The sequence below is a fragment of the Streptomyces sp. WM6386 genome, assembly GCF_000972385.1.
Lineage (GTDB): Bacteria > Actinomycetota > Actinomycetes > Streptomycetales > Streptomycetaceae > Streptomyces.
In genome coordinates this window covers 16,658-29,545 of the sequence record NZ_JXTE01000054.1, presented here as the reverse complement: position 1 = coordinate 29,545, position 12,888 = coordinate 16,658, and the positions used below count along the sequence as shown (strand labels likewise).

Below are 12,888 nucleotides of genomic sequence, written 5' to 3'. Positions count from 1 at the left end.
GGACCTACGTCATTACCGGACCTACGTCATCGACCGCCGCACTCCGCCGGCGCCGCTCCCCGCGTCAGCCGGGGGCCAGGATGTCCCGGAGTTTCTCCGGTACCAGCTGGCTGCAGGACTGCTTGGCCTCGTTGGTGAGGGCGTCGCTCGTGCAGGTGTAGTAGTCGCTGTAGACCAGGTGCAGGACGAACGTCGCCGTCACCACCGCGATCGCCAGGGACGAGGTGACCAGGCCGCTGATGGCAGCCGTCCGCTGGGGGCGGCCACCCGATTCGGGCGCCGGGGTGTCCGGGTCGGGGGTGCGCGGCTTGGCGCGCAGCGCGCTGATGCCCCAGTACAGGGCGAGCGAGCCGAGCAGCAGGGCGACGTACGGCCAGCTGAACAGGGCGAAGAAGAACGCCCACATACCGCTCAGGAGCGAGTAGCGCGCACGGCGCTGGCCCGGGTCGGTCGGATCCCACCGCATGCCTGTGCCGGGGCCGGGACCGCCCTGGCTCTCGGGTCCGGGACCACCGCCGGGGCGCTCACCGAATCCGCCGGAGGAGCGGCCCGGCTGACGGTCGCTCCACTGGCCGCCCCAGGGGGAGCGGGCGCTGTCGTCGTCGGAGGAGGAGTCGTCCGCCGGGCGCCGCGGCTGCCACGGACGGTCCGGGGTGCCCTCCGGCGGCGGCGCGAAGGGGTTGTCCTCCTCCTCCGCCTTCCTGTCCGGCTTGTCGGAGGGCGCGTCGGGCGGAGAGGCGGGGCGCTCCCGCAGCAGCACGCCGCGGTGCTCCCCTCCCTGCACCGACTGCGGGGGGAGCGTGAGCAGTCGCAGGCTGCGGTCCGGCATCAAGTGAGCGTCTTCCCCTAGGTGATACGGCGTCTTACGGCGGTCTGGCGTGAACCTTCACTTCGGAAACGCACCGCACGACGACCACGTTCCCGACTCGGGCCCTCCCAGACGCTACCTTCCGGCCACGCCCCCGTCCCGTGGGGGCCGCCCGGAGTGCCGGTATCGTTGCTGGCGTTCGGCCGCTTCGTAGACTTCCCCGTATCCCGGGGCGCGAAGCATTCGTACGAACGTACATACGGTCGACCGTACGGAAAACGCTCCCCCGAGAAAGGGCCCCACCGTGGCCGCCAAGCCCGTGGCCAAGCGCCTCGTCGTGCTGGTCTCCGGATCCGGCACCAACCTCCAGGCGCTCCTCGACACCATCGGCCAGGCAGGCTCGGAGGCCTACGGCGCCGAGATCGTGGCCGTAGGAGCCGACCGCGACGGCATCGAGGGGCTCGCCCGTGCCGAGCGCGCCGGGATCCCCACCTTCGTGTGCAAGGTCAGGGACTACGGGACCCGCGAGGAGTGGGACACCGCGCTCGCCGAGGCGACCGCCGCGTACGAGCCCGACCTGGTGGTGTCCGCCGGGTTCATGAAGATCGTGGGCAAGGAGTTCCTCGCCCGCTACGGCGGGCGGTTCGTGAACACCCACCCCGCGCTGCTGCCCAGTTTTCCCGGCGCCCACGGCGTCCGTGACGCGCTCGCGTACGGCGCCCGGGTCACCGGCTGCACCGTCCACTTCGTCGACGACGGCGTCGACACCGGACCGATCATCGCGCAGGGCGTGGTGGAGGTCCGGGACGAGGACGACGAGAGCGCTCTGCACGAGCGCATCAAGGAAGTCGAGCGAAGACTGCTCGTCGATGTCGTGGGGCGGCTAGCCCGCAACGGCTATCGCATTGAGGGACGAAAGGTAGTTATCCAGTGACCGCCGAGAGCAACAAGCGGGCCATCCGACGGGCGCTCGTCAGCGTCTACGACAAGACGGGTCTGGAAGACCTCGCGCGCGGCCTGCACGAGGCGGGCGTGGAGCTCGTCTCCACCGGGTCCACCGCGGGCCGGATCGCCGCCGCCGGCGTCCCCGTCACCAAGGTCGAGGAGCTCACCGGCTTCCCCGAGTGCCTGGACGGCCGCGTCAAGACGCTGCACCCGCGCGTGCACGCCGGCATCCTCGCCGACCTGCGCCTGGAGGACCACCAGCGGCAGCTGGCCGAGCTGGGCGTCGAGCCGTTCGACCTGGTCGTCGTCAACCTCTACCCGTTCCGCGAGACCGTCGCCTCCGGTGCCTCGCCCGACGAGTGCGTGGAGCAGATCGACATCGGCGGTCCGTCGATGGTCCGCGCCGCCGCCAAGAACCACCCCTCGGTGGCCGTGGTCACCAGCCCCGCGCGGTACGCCGACGTCCTGAGCGCCGTCCAGGACGGCGGCTTCGACCTCGCCACCCGCAAGCGGCTCGCGGCCGAGGCTTTCCAGCACACCGCGTCCTACGACGTGGCAGTCGCCTCCTGGTTCGCGTCCTCCTACGCGCCCGTGGACGAGTCGCGGTTCCCCGACTTCCTGGGCGCCACCTGGGAGCGCAACAACACCCTCCGCTACGGCGAGAACCCGCACCAGCCGGCCGCGCTCTACGTCGACGGCAGCGGTGGCGGTCTCGCCGAGGCCGAGCAGCTGCACGGCAAGGAGATGTCGTACAACAACTACACGGACACGGACGCCGCCCGCCGTGCCGCGTACGACCACGACGAGCCTGCCGTCGCGATCATCAAGCACGCCAACCCCTGCGGTATCGCGGTCGGCGCGGACGTCGCCGAGGCGCACCGCAAGGCACACGCGTGTGACCCGCTGTCGGCGTTCGGCGGCGTGATCGCGGTCAACCGGCCGGTGTCGAAGGAGATGGCCGAGCAGGTCGCCGAGATCTTCACCGAGGTCATCGTCGCGCCGGACTACGAGGAGGGGGCCCTGGAGGCCCTCGCCAAGAAGAAGAACATCCGCGTCCTGAAGGCCCCGGCCGCCCCCGCGAACCCGGTCGAGCTCAAGCTCGTCGACGGCGGCGCGCTGCTCCAGGTCACCGACCGCCTCCAGGCGGACGGCGACGACCCGGCGAACTGGACGCTGGCCACGGGCGAGGCGCTGAGCGCGTCCGAGCTCGCCGAGCTGTCCTTCGCGTGGAAGGCCTGCCGCGCGGTGAAGTCCAACGCGATCCTGCTCGCCAAGGACGGCGCCTCGGTCGGCGTCGGCATGGGCCAGGTCAACCGCGTCGACTCCGCGAAGCTGGCCGTGGAGCGGGCCGGCGCCGAGCGCGCGCAGGGTTCCTACGCCGCCTCCGACGCCTTCTTCCCCTTCCCCGACGGTCTGGAGATCCTCGTCGCGGCCGGCGTGAAGGCGGTCGTCCAGCCCGGCGGTTCGGTCCGTGACGAGCTGGTCGTCGAGGCCGCGAAGAAGGCGGGCGTGACGATGTACTTCACGGGGACGCGGCACTTCTTCCACTGAGTCGCGGGCGGTTCACGGGCGGTGGCGGGGTCCCACCCCGCCGCCGCCCTGCCGTTGTCAGTGCCGGATGAGAGCCTGGCGGCATGATCGTGGAACGCGCGTACGCCCATGCGGCCGAGGACGAGCTGGGGCCCGGCGGCGGCCCGGTGTGGCCGTGGTCGGTGCCGTGCGTACGGCAGTTGCTCGACGACGGACTGCGGTTCACCGCGCCGGTCACCTTCCTGGTCGGGGAGAACGGCTCGGGCAAGTCGACCCTCGTCGAGGCGCTGGCGGAGGCCTTCGGCCTCGACCCCTGGGGCGGGTCGGCGGGCCATCGCTACGCCGGTCCGCGGGAGCCGTCGGTGCTCGGCGGCCGGATGCGGTTCGAGGCGACCGTGGCCGGGCGCCGGATGCTGCGGGGCCCCCACACCCGCCGCCGGGGTTTCTTCCTGCGGGCCGAGACCGCGCTCGACGCCCTCGGCCGCGAACGGCACACGGGCCGCCTGTCCGGCACCCCGGACGAGATGAGCCACGGCGAGGGCTTTCTGATGGCGTTCCGCGAGCGCTTCCTCGATCCCGGCCTGTACGTCCTGGACGAGCCGGAGTCCGCGCTGTCCTTCGCCTCCTGCCTCGAACTCGTGGGTGTGCTCGACGACCTCGCCCGGACCGGCGCCCAGATCATCCGCGCCACGCACTCACCTCTGCTCACCGCACTGCCCGGCGCCGAGATCATCGAGGTCGGCGAGCACGGGATGCGCTCCGTCGAGTGGCACGAACTGGAGCTGGTCGAGCACTGGCGGCGCTATCTGAAGGACCCGCGGGCGTATCTGCGCCACATAGTCGGCCAGCCGGCGGCTGGACGGCGGCCAGATGGCGGCTAGGTCGAACTCCGCAGGGCCGCCCATGTCTGGGGACCCACCTTCCCGTCGACCTCCAGCCCCTTCGCGCCCTGGAACTGCTTGACCGCGGCCAGGGTGGCGTTGCCGAACCGGCCGTCCACGCCCGCGTCTCCGACGCTGTAGCCGCGTTTGGTGAGCATGCACTGGACCTGGACGACGCGTTGGCCCTTGTCGCCGTGTTTGGTGAGCTCGGTGCCGGAGTAGTAGGTGCAGTCGGAGATCCAGGCCGGGTCGGTGGGGGCGGTCGCGGTCTCGGTGACGGTGGCGGTCGGAATCGGGGCGCCGCCGCCCGAGGTGCCGCTGCCCGAGGTGCCGCCGGTTCCGCCCGGGGTGGCCGTAGCGGAGGGCGTGCCCGCGGTGCCGTCGTCGGATCCGGAGGTGTCGCCGTCCGGCTCCGTCCGTTTCTCTTCCTCCCCCATCGCCTGCTCCCTCTTCTCCTCCGCTGTGCTCGGGGAAGGGGAGGCGGAGGTGCCGGGCAGGGCCGAGGCCGCTTCGGCGTCCCAGGCGGGGCCGGTGCCGGTGCTCGCGGTCGGGGCGGGCGAGGCCGTCTCGCCGTGGGACGGGCCGGTGAGGAAGAACGCGCCCGCGGCCACGGCGACCACGGCGAGGCCGGCCGCGAGAGCGAGAGCGGGCTTCTTCCGGTTGCGTCGGGCCTCGTTCTCACCGGGGGCGTACTGGCCGGGCGGTGTGGCGGCTCCGTACGCCCCGGGCGGTGTGGCGGCTCCGTACGCCCCGGGCGGTGTCGCGGGGCCGAAACCCGGGCCGGGGGCGGGAGTTGCCGCCGGAGTCGTCGGTGCGCGGAGGTGGACGGTCTGCTCGGCCGGGGCCGCTTCGAGTAAGTCGCAGCCTTCCTGGCGGTCGAGCAGGCGGCCGGCCAGGGGTTCCTGCCAGGCGGGGGCCTCGCCCTTCAGCGCGGTCGCGGCGGCGGCGATCAGTTGCTGCGGGGTGGGGCGGCCGACCGGGTCCTTGGCGAGGCAGGCGGTCAGCAGGGTGGTCAACGAGCCGTCCACGGGACCGAGTTCGGACATCACCTCCGCCTTCGGCTCCTCGAAGGCCACCCGATGCATGACATCGACCCCGGTCCCGTCGCCGAACGGGGCGTGCCCGGTGGCGGCGTAGATCAGCGTGCCCGCGAGGGAGAAGACGTCGGAGGCGCCGTCGCAGCGGCCCTCCCGCAGATACTCGGGGGACATGAACGCGGGCGTGCCGACCCGGCTGCCGGTGCCGGTGATCGCGCTGCTGTCGACGGCCTGCGAGATGCCGAAGTCGATGACGTGCACGCCCCGCGTGGACAGCAGCACGTTGGACGGCTTGAGATCCCGGTGTACGACCCCGGCGGCGGCCAGCGCCGAAAGGGCCTGCCCGAGCTCCGCCACCAGCCGCCACACACCGGTCGGCTCCAGCCTGCCGCCATGGCGCACGGCGTCGGCGAGGTTGATGCCGGGGACGTACTGGGTGGCCATCCAGAGCAGTTCGTGCTCGAACCCGGTGCCGAGCAGTCGCGGCGCGTGCGGGGTGTCGACCCGCCCGTGCACGGCGGCCTCCCGCTCGAACCGCCGCCGGAACTCCGGGTCCTCGGCGTACTCGGGCCGGATCACCTTCACCGCGGCGAGCCCCGCGGTGTCGTCGGCGGGCCGCGCCAGAAAGACCCGCCCCATCCCGCCGCTGCCGAGCCGCCCGAGCGGCACGTACGGTCCGATCCGGGCGGGGTCGGCGGGCTGCAGTGGATCGGCGCCCGCCTGTATGAGCGCGGTGCGGTACGGCGGCGTGGGGTGCCGCTGGTCCGTCATTTGTCCCCCGAGTGCTGTTCTGCCTCAACGTGCTCAGGCGTCACGCCAGTTGATGTGAGGCTAGCGTGCCGGGGCTGGCGAGTCGGGGGGATCGGGCGTATGTGCGAGAAGGCTACTCGCAGGCGCAGGGTCCTGCCCGCCGCGGTGCTGCCGCTGACCTGCTTCAGCTCGAAGTCCGTGGCGTCCACGGGCGCCGATGCCTGGGGCGGGGCCGCGTACACCGGGGCCCCGTCGTGCGAGGTGGCGGCGTTCCGCCGTGTCCGGGCCGGGCCGCAGCCGCAGTTTCAGGGCGAGGTAGTCGATGTTCCAGTAGACGGCCGAGCGGCTGGCCGAGGGCCACACCGGGCGCAGCCGCTCCACGAGTTGCTCGACCGCCGGCAGCGAGGCGTGCGGTTCGCCGCGCAGCCGGGGTTCGCACAGGGCGGCCAGGACCGCGAAGTACCGCTTGGTGCGGTCGAGGGTGAACGCCGGTGCGGTGAGGGCTCCGGAGAGCCCGTGCCGGGCGGCACTGCGGAAGACGTGCCGTGGCGCTCAGACGTCGAAGGTGAGCAGGTCGCCCGCGGCGGGCAGGACGATCCGCGAGAACTCGAAGGACACCGGCGCGTCCACGCGCCCCGGGCCGACCTTGATGTGCTCCCCGGCCCCTTCCGGGTTCTCCACCACGTAGGTCTGGTGCTCGCTGCGGTTGCTCAGCAGCCAGAAGGTGCCCTGTGCGGAGATCTCCCCGGCGATCCGGGGCACTCCCTCGTGCGCGATGGTGAGGCCGTCGCCTCCCTCGGCCCTCCCGAAGGTGAGCCGCTCACCTGTGGCGATCCTGATCCGGTCGTCCGGCCGCGCGCATGCCGGAGGTACGACGATGACGCTGTACATGGATTCGTCCCCTCGCCCGATTCCATGAGGGCCACCCTCCCCCAGTCCAACGAAGGGGAGGGTAGGGGACGTTCCTCGAAGAGTCCGAAGCTTCTCCGTGATACGGCGTGTCAGGTGGACATTTCGGAGAGATCAGCAGGGACGCAGCGAGTAGATCGGGTCCCAGGTCGCCGTGCCGGCCTGGTACGCCGTCGAGGACCAGCGCTCGCTGCCGTTCTTGTTGTAGAACCTGGCGACCGTGCCGGGCGTCTGGTTGTTGGTGAACGGGCCGTCACCGGTCCAGTTGGAGACGGTCCACGTCTGGCACTTGTAGAAGTCGAACTTGGTGCCCTTGACGATCATGCACAGGTGGCCGTAGTCACAGGCCAGGTCCTGGGCGCCGGAGGTGCCCTTCGGGGCCTTGGTGACGTCGAGGCCGTCGTAGGCGACCTTGTCGGCGGAGACGGACAGCGCCTTCTGTTCCTTGCCGAGCACCTCGTCGGCGGTCTGCTGGAGGCCGGTCACCCGGGTGCCGTCGGGGTGGTAGCCGCCGGTCGGTCCGGCCGCGGCGGTGGCCGCGACCGTGGAGCCGGCGAGCAGGGCGGTGGCCGCGACGAGCAGTGCGGCGGGCTTGACGATGTTCATGATGGTTCCCCCATGAATGAACGTGGTCGGTGTTTCCGTGGACCACCGTTCCAGGGGGCGCTGCGGGCAGGTACCTCAGAACTCTCAGGGTCACTGCCCGCCGGGCGGCGTGTACTCCTTGAGCCAGTGAGCGACGCGGGCGGCGTAGGCACGCTGGTTCGGGGGAACGCCGCCCGCGGCGTTCACCTTCTTGTACGAGGTCCGGTAGGAGGCCGCGAGCAGCACCCGGCGGTCACCGGGCAGCGAGGTCTTCAGGCGCGGTTCGATGAAGCAGAGGTAGCGGCTCATCGCCGGAATCGACTGCGCGGGGGTCAGAGGCGGCGCGGGGGTCTCCTTCGCCGGTACGCCGTCCGCCCGGATCCACCAGCGCAGGACGCTCGGGGTCCAGCGGGCGATGCCGTACTCGTTGTTGGCGGGATCCGACAGCTCCGGGTCGAAGTCGCTCTCCGTCTTGAGCATCGCGGCGAGCAACGCCGGCGTGATCTCCGCCTGTTGGCAGTCGTGCGCGGAGTCGACGATGAGACGCCGGTAGGTCACGGGAACGCCTTCGCCGGTACGCAGCTCGGCGGCGCCGTAGGAGGCGGCGGTGTCAGCGGTGTTCCTGGCGTCGGAACCGTCGTCCCGCGCCGCCCAGATGCCGAACCCCAGGGCGCCGACGGCAACGGCGGCCAGTGCGGCGGCGGTCGTACGACGGGAGCGGCGCCGTCGCAGTCGGGGCGAGCGGTCCGTGCCCGCCGCGGCCTCCACCCGCCGTAGCAGCGCCTGGGTGCCGATGCGCTCGGCGTGCGTCCGGGCCAGACACTCCCGCACGATCTCCCGCCAGGCGTCCGGCAGTTCGGGCGACAGCCGCAGCTCGTCGGTGCCCCGTGCGTACGCGGCGGCCGCGTCCCGGCGGGCCGAGGGGGTGCCGCCGGGCAGCGGGAAGGAACCGGTGAGCAGCAGATGGGCCAGGACACCGAACGCCCAGACGTCGGCGGAGGGGCGGATACGGCGGCCGCGTTCGCCGATCTCCGACCACAGCAGTTCTGGCGGTGTGTAGTCGGGCGTGGAGAAGGCGGGCGTGTACGCGTGCGTGCCCTCCAGCTCCGCCGCCATGTTGAAGTCGGACAGTCGCGCCGAACCGTCCGCCATCAGCAGCACATTGGCCGGTTTCAGGTCCCCGTGCACCCACCCGGCATGGTGCAACTGGGCCAGGCCCTCGCAGATCTGCGCGAGAAGGGGGCCGGGCGCCGGGAGCCGTACGGCGTTCAGGGAGCCTTCCGCCCTCTCCAGTACGAGGACGGTGGCGCCGTCGAGCTCGGGGCGCTCCGGGTCGTCGACGACGAGCGTCTCGTACATCCGGATCAGCCGCGGCTGCTTCAGCCGGCGGTACAACTCGACCTCACGCTCGACGAGTTCGCGCAGATGGGCCAGTTGCCGGGGCGTGCCGGTGCCGGTCGGCAGGAACTTCAGTGCGGCCGTGCGCGGGTCGCCGTCGCCGGTGCGGCGGCCCTCGTACACGCTGCCGAAGGCGCCCGTGGCGAGGGGCTCGCGCACCTCCCAGCCACCCACCCGGTACCCCTTCGGCACCGGGACGGCGTAGGGCTCGGTCACCGGGCCACCCGGCCGGACGGCTCCGTCAGGACGACCAGGTCGTCCTCCCGTACGAGATCGAAGCGGAGCGCCAGGGAGACCAGCGACTCCTTCTTGCCGTTGAGGCGTGGGCCGGTGTCGGCCTCGTCCGGGCCGGGCTTGAGGCGGAGCTTCACGGCGAGGTAGTCGATGTTCCACTGCACCGAAGTGCGGGACGCGGCGGGCCAGTTGGGGCGCAGCCGGTCCACGACCTGGTCGACGGTGGGCAGCGGGGCGTGCGGTGCGCCGCGCAGCCGGGGCTCGCACAGGGCGGCGAGGACCGCGAAGTAGCGCTTGGAGGCGTCCAGTGAGAAAGCGGCGGCCGTGGTGTCACCGTCCCGCTCGCTCTCGCCGTCCCGGTAGTCGTGGCGCGGCGCCCACACCTCGACGGGCAGCAGATCACCGGCCGCGGGCAGCACGATCCGCGAGAACTCGAAGGGGACGGGGGCGTCCAGGCGCCCCGGGCCGACCTTGATGTGCTCGCCGGCGCCCTCCGGGTTCTCGACGACGTACGTCTGTCCCCGGCTGAGGTTGCTGAGGATCCAGAAGGCGCCCTGCGCGGTGATCTCACCGGCTCTGCGGGACACCCCGTCATGGGCGATCCGCAGGTCGTTCTCCCGGGCGGACCGGCCGAAGGTGAGGCGCTCGCCGGGGGCGAGCCTGATCTGGGTGCGGTTTCGCTCGTCCTCCGTGGTCGGCGGAGGTACCACGATGATGCTGTACAAGGTGCGTCTCCCCGTGCCTGACGGCTACCCGGCTCAGCCTAGGGCGACGCACCAGGGCCGTGTCTCCCCTCTTACGGGTGAGACACGGCCCTTGGACAGGAATGGCGCGAACTGTTCAGTCGCGAACGGCCCGTTCAGTAGCGCGGGCGCGCGAACCAGGCCGTACCGCTGGACACCACCGGAGCGGCGGTGATGATCGCGCCGAACACGACCCACAGCAGCGGGAAGATGACGGCCGAGGCCATGCCGCTGTCGAGGCCGATGAAGAGGCCCAGCAGACCGACGATGGTGCCGAGCGCGCCGTAGATGACCGTGGTGATACGGACACCCTGGCCGCCCCGGCCGAACTTGACGGCCAGCGTGATGGAGAGCGCCGCGAGCCCCAGCAGGAAGATCGCGATGCCTCCGATGATTCCGGCGGCGGCGTCACCGATGTCGCTGAGACCGTCGAACGGGTCGTCCGAGGAGGAACTGAAGGAGTCCGCCGAGTCCGACACATCGTTCACGAACGCGGCGATGTACAGGTAGACCAGACCGCCCAGGATCTGCACGGCCGAGATGATGTACAGGAAGACACGGGCCGTCACCAGCAGGCCGGGCATCGACTGCGGGATCATGTTGCCGACCGGGTAGCCGGGGTATGCCGGCTGCTGCGGGTAACCGGGGTAGGCCTGGTGCTGCGGCGGGATGCCGGGCGGCGGCGGGGCCTGCTGCGGGTAGCCGTAACCGGGAGCGGGCGGCGGCTGCTGGGGCGGGGGCCCGTAAGGGTTGTTCGGATCGCCGAAACTCATGGCGGTGTTTCCTCCGTATACCGAATGTGCGGGGACGACGAGCGGCACGGTTCGGAGGAATGTTCAACAGATGCGGTTCGTCCCCCCGGTACAGCCCGCGGCACTGTGGCCACAATCGTTCTTCAGTGGCCGGTTCGTTGTCCAGCCGCAATCCGCATGTGTTGTGCAAGTGCAACCTCGTTGATCTTTGAAACGGCCCTGATTGGAACCGGGGCCCGGTCATCCGCGAGGATGGGGTCATGACCGCCCAGATTCTCGATGGCAAGGCCACCGCAGCCGCGATCAAGTCCGACCTGACCGCCCGCGTGGCGGCGCTGAAGGAGAAGGGCATCACGCCCGGCCTCGGCACGATCCTCGTCGGCACGGACCCCGGCAGCCAGAAGTACGTCGCCGGCAAGCACCGCGACTGCGCCCAGGTCGGCATCGCCTCCATCCAGCGCGAGTTGCCGGAGACCGCGACGCAGGAGGAGATCGAGGCGGCGGTGCGGGAGTTGAACGAGGACCCCGCCTGCACGGGCTACATCGTCCAGCTGCCCCTGCCCAAGGGCATCGACGAGAACCGCATCCTGGAGCTGATGGACCCGGACAAGGACGCCGACGGCCTCCACCCGATGAACCTGGGCCGCCTGGTCCTGGGCGAGCCGGCCCCGCTGCCCTGCACCCCCAACGGCGTCCTCACCCTGCTCCGTCAGTACGGCGTGGAGATCAAGGGCGCCGAGGTCGTGGTCGTCGGCCGCGGTGTCACCATCGGCCGCCCGATGCCACTGCTGCTCACCCGCCGCAGCGAGAACGCGACCGTGACCCAGTGCCACACCGGCACCCGCGACCTGTCCTCGCATCTCAAGCGCGCGGACATCATCGTCGCCGCCGCGGGCTCCGCCCATCTGATCCGCCCCGAGGACGTGAAGCCGGGCGCCGCCGTTCTCGACGTCGGCGTTTCGCGCAGTGCCGAGGGCAAGATCGTGGGCGATGTCCACCCCGGCGTCGCCGAGGTCGCCGGCTGGATCTCCCCGAACCCCGGCGGTGTCGGCCCGATGACCCGGGCCCAGCTGCTGGTCAACGTGGTCGAGGCGGCGGAGCGCAGTGCAGGCTGACACGACTCCCCCAGAGGGGCAGGGCGCGGGGGAAGGCGCGGAGATCGAGGTGCGGGACGCGATCAGCGCCCCCGACGCCGAGGGCAGGCCGCGTCGCACCACCCGCCGTTTCCCGCTGTTCACCAGGGACACCGCACGCCCCGAGGGTGGCGGCCGGGCGGCGCCCAGTGACGCCCCCGCGCCCGCACGGCAGTGGCCGATCCTCCTCGTGCTCGGCGCGGTCGCGGTCGGCCTGCTGATGACCGCGCTCGACGTCTTCCGCTACGGCACGATGCTGATCGGCGCCGCGCTGGTGGCCGGAGCCGTGCTGCGCTGGCTGGTGCGGGACGTCGGCATGCTCGCGGTGCGCTCCCGCTTCACGGACATCGTCACCTACGGTCTGCTGGGCGCGGTGATCGTCCTGCTGTCGATGATGGCCCAGCCGGACCCCTGGCTGGAGATCCCGTTCCTGAAGGACACCCTGCACTTCACGGTCGACAGCTAGGTGTACCCCGCGTACGACGACGGCGGCCCGTCCTCTCCCCCGAGTAAGGACGGGCCGCTGTCTGCGTCCACCTTCTTGCACGGTGAACGCCCTGTTCAACGGCTGTCAGTGCGCTGTGGCACGGAAGTGACCGTTCCGCTACGGTGTCCGGTCCCTGCCACAAGAGGAACCGATCGCCTCCCTGACGTCGTCCGACACCGTGGAGGTGAGCTGGATGGGTGCCTGGCAGTCGCTGCCGGATGATCTGCCGCCGGAGGTGCGGCACTTCGTGGAGCAGCTGCGGCGGCTCAAGGACCGCACGGGCCTCAGCCTGGCCTCGCTCGGTGCGCGCACCGCGTACAGCAAGTCCTCCTGGCATCGCTATCTCAACGCCACGCAGCCGCCGCCCCGGCAGGCGGTGACCGCCCTGTGCCGGATCGTCGGTCTCACCGACACGGACGTCGAGCGCGTCAAGGTCCGCTGGGAGCTCGCCGTCCAGGCCTGGCCCCGCACGGCGACCGTCCCGGCCCGGCCGCAGGGGGCCGAGCGGGCGGAGGAGTACGAGGACGACCCCACGCTGCCGTGGTGGGACGCGCCACCGGAAGAGAAGGCGGAGAAACGGGACGGCGGCCGTCTCCTCCTGTACGCGGGACTGCTGCTGCTCCTGCTGCTTGTCGTCGCGGTCGGCGGCATAGTGGCTTTTGGGTGAGTTTTATACCGAAGTGGCAAGTGTGACAA

Annotated in this window: 12 protein-coding genes and 1 pseudogene; 6 read left to right on the top strand and 7 right to left on the bottom strand. The window is 71.4% G+C overall.

Annotated elements, in window-relative coordinates; translation table 11 throughout:
* Positions 1-64: 64 nt before the first annotated feature.
* The gene (locus TN53_RS28490; RefSeq protein ID WP_046261561.1) at positions 65-829 is read right to left on the bottom strand and encodes a hypothetical protein; all 765 of its coding nucleotides are present in this window, start codon (positions 827-829) and stop codon (positions 65-67) included.
* A 283-nt stretch (positions 830-1,112) separates the two neighbouring features.
* On the opposite strand from TN53_RS28490, the gene purN reads away from it, so the two are divergent.
* The 3 genes from purN to TN53_RS28475 all read left to right on the top strand — a co-directional run bounded on the left by purN (position 1,113) and on the right by TN53_RS28475 (position 4,164).
* The gene (purN, locus tag TN53_RS28485) at positions 1,113-1,742 is read left to right on the top strand and encodes a phosphoribosylglycinamide formyltransferase (protein WP_046261560.1); all 630 of its coding nucleotides are present in this window, start codon (positions 1,113-1,115) and stop codon (positions 1,740-1,742) included.
* Positions 1,739-3,304: a bifunctional phosphoribosylaminoimidazolecarboxamide formyltransferase/IMP cyclohydrolase gene (purH, locus tag TN53_RS28480; RefSeq protein ID WP_046261559.1), complete on the top strand. Its 1,566-nt coding sequence runs from the start codon at positions 1,739-1,741 to the stop codon at positions 3,302-3,304. Before purN ends, purH begins: the two co-directional genes overlap by 4 nt.
* A gap of 83 nt (positions 3,305-3,387) precedes the next feature.
* Entirely contained in the window at positions 3,388-4,164 is a 777-nt protein-coding gene (locus TN53_RS28475) for an AAA family ATPase (protein ID WP_046261558.1), read from the top strand.
* Here the strand turns inward: TN53_RS28475 and TN53_RS28470 are convergent.
* The 6 genes and pseudogenes from TN53_RS28470 to TN53_RS28445 all read right to left on the bottom strand — a co-directional run bounded on the left by TN53_RS28470 (position 4,161) and on the right by TN53_RS28445 (position 10,593).
* Entirely contained in the window at positions 4,161-5,972 is a 1,812-nt protein-coding gene (locus TN53_RS28470) for a serine/threonine-protein kinase (RefSeq protein ID WP_046261557.1), read from the bottom strand. The genes TN53_RS28475 and TN53_RS28470 overlap by 4 nt on opposite strands.
* 249 nt (positions 5,973-6,221) lie before the next feature.
* Positions 6,222-6,842 (bottom strand): annotated as a pseudogene (locus TN53_RS28465) (FHA domain-containing protein); the annotation flags it as partial.
* 132 nt (positions 6,843-6,974) lie between these two features.
* On the bottom strand, positions 6,975-7,466 hold the full coding sequence (locus tag TN53_RS28460) for a hypothetical protein (protein WP_046261556.1): 492 nt from the start codon (positions 7,464-7,466) through the stop codon (positions 6,975-6,977).
* A 90-nt stretch (positions 7,467-7,556) separates the two neighbouring features.
* Positions 7,557-9,059, bottom strand: coding sequence for a protein kinase domain-containing protein (locus TN53_RS28455; protein ID WP_046261555.1), 1,503 nt, complete (start codon positions 9,057-9,059; stop codon positions 7,557-7,559).
* Complete coding sequence (locus TN53_RS28450) at positions 9,056-9,802, bottom strand: FHA domain-containing protein (protein ID WP_046261554.1); 747 nt, start codon at positions 9,800-9,802, stop codon at positions 9,056-9,058. The genes TN53_RS28455 and TN53_RS28450 overlap by 4 nt, the downstream gene beginning before the upstream one ends.
* Before the next feature lie 134 nt (positions 9,803-9,936).
* The gene (locus TN53_RS28445; RefSeq protein ID WP_046261553.1) at positions 9,937-10,593 is read right to left on the bottom strand and encodes a hypothetical protein; all 657 of its coding nucleotides are present in this window, start codon (positions 10,591-10,593) and stop codon (positions 9,937-9,939) included.
* 239 nt (positions 10,594-10,832) lie between these two features.
* On the opposite strand from TN53_RS28445, the gene TN53_RS28440 reads away from it, so the two are divergent.
* From TN53_RS28440 to TN53_RS28430, 3 genes are all read left to right on the top strand, one after another.
* Entirely contained in the window at positions 10,833-11,687 is an 855-nt protein-coding gene (locus TN53_RS28440) for a bifunctional methylenetetrahydrofolate dehydrogenase/methenyltetrahydrofolate cyclohydrolase (RefSeq protein WP_046261552.1), read from the top strand.
* Positions 11,677-12,171, top strand: coding sequence for a DUF3017 domain-containing protein (locus TN53_RS28435; RefSeq protein WP_046261551.1), 495 nt, complete (start codon positions 11,677-11,679; stop codon positions 12,169-12,171). Before TN53_RS28440 ends, TN53_RS28435 begins: the two co-directional genes overlap by 11 nt.
* A 214-nt stretch (positions 12,172-12,385) precedes the next feature.
* Positions 12,386-12,859, top strand: coding sequence for a helix-turn-helix domain-containing protein (locus TN53_RS28430; protein WP_046261589.1), 474 nt, complete (start codon positions 12,386-12,388; stop codon positions 12,857-12,859).
* The last annotated feature ends 29 nt before the right edge of the window (positions 12,860-12,888 follow it).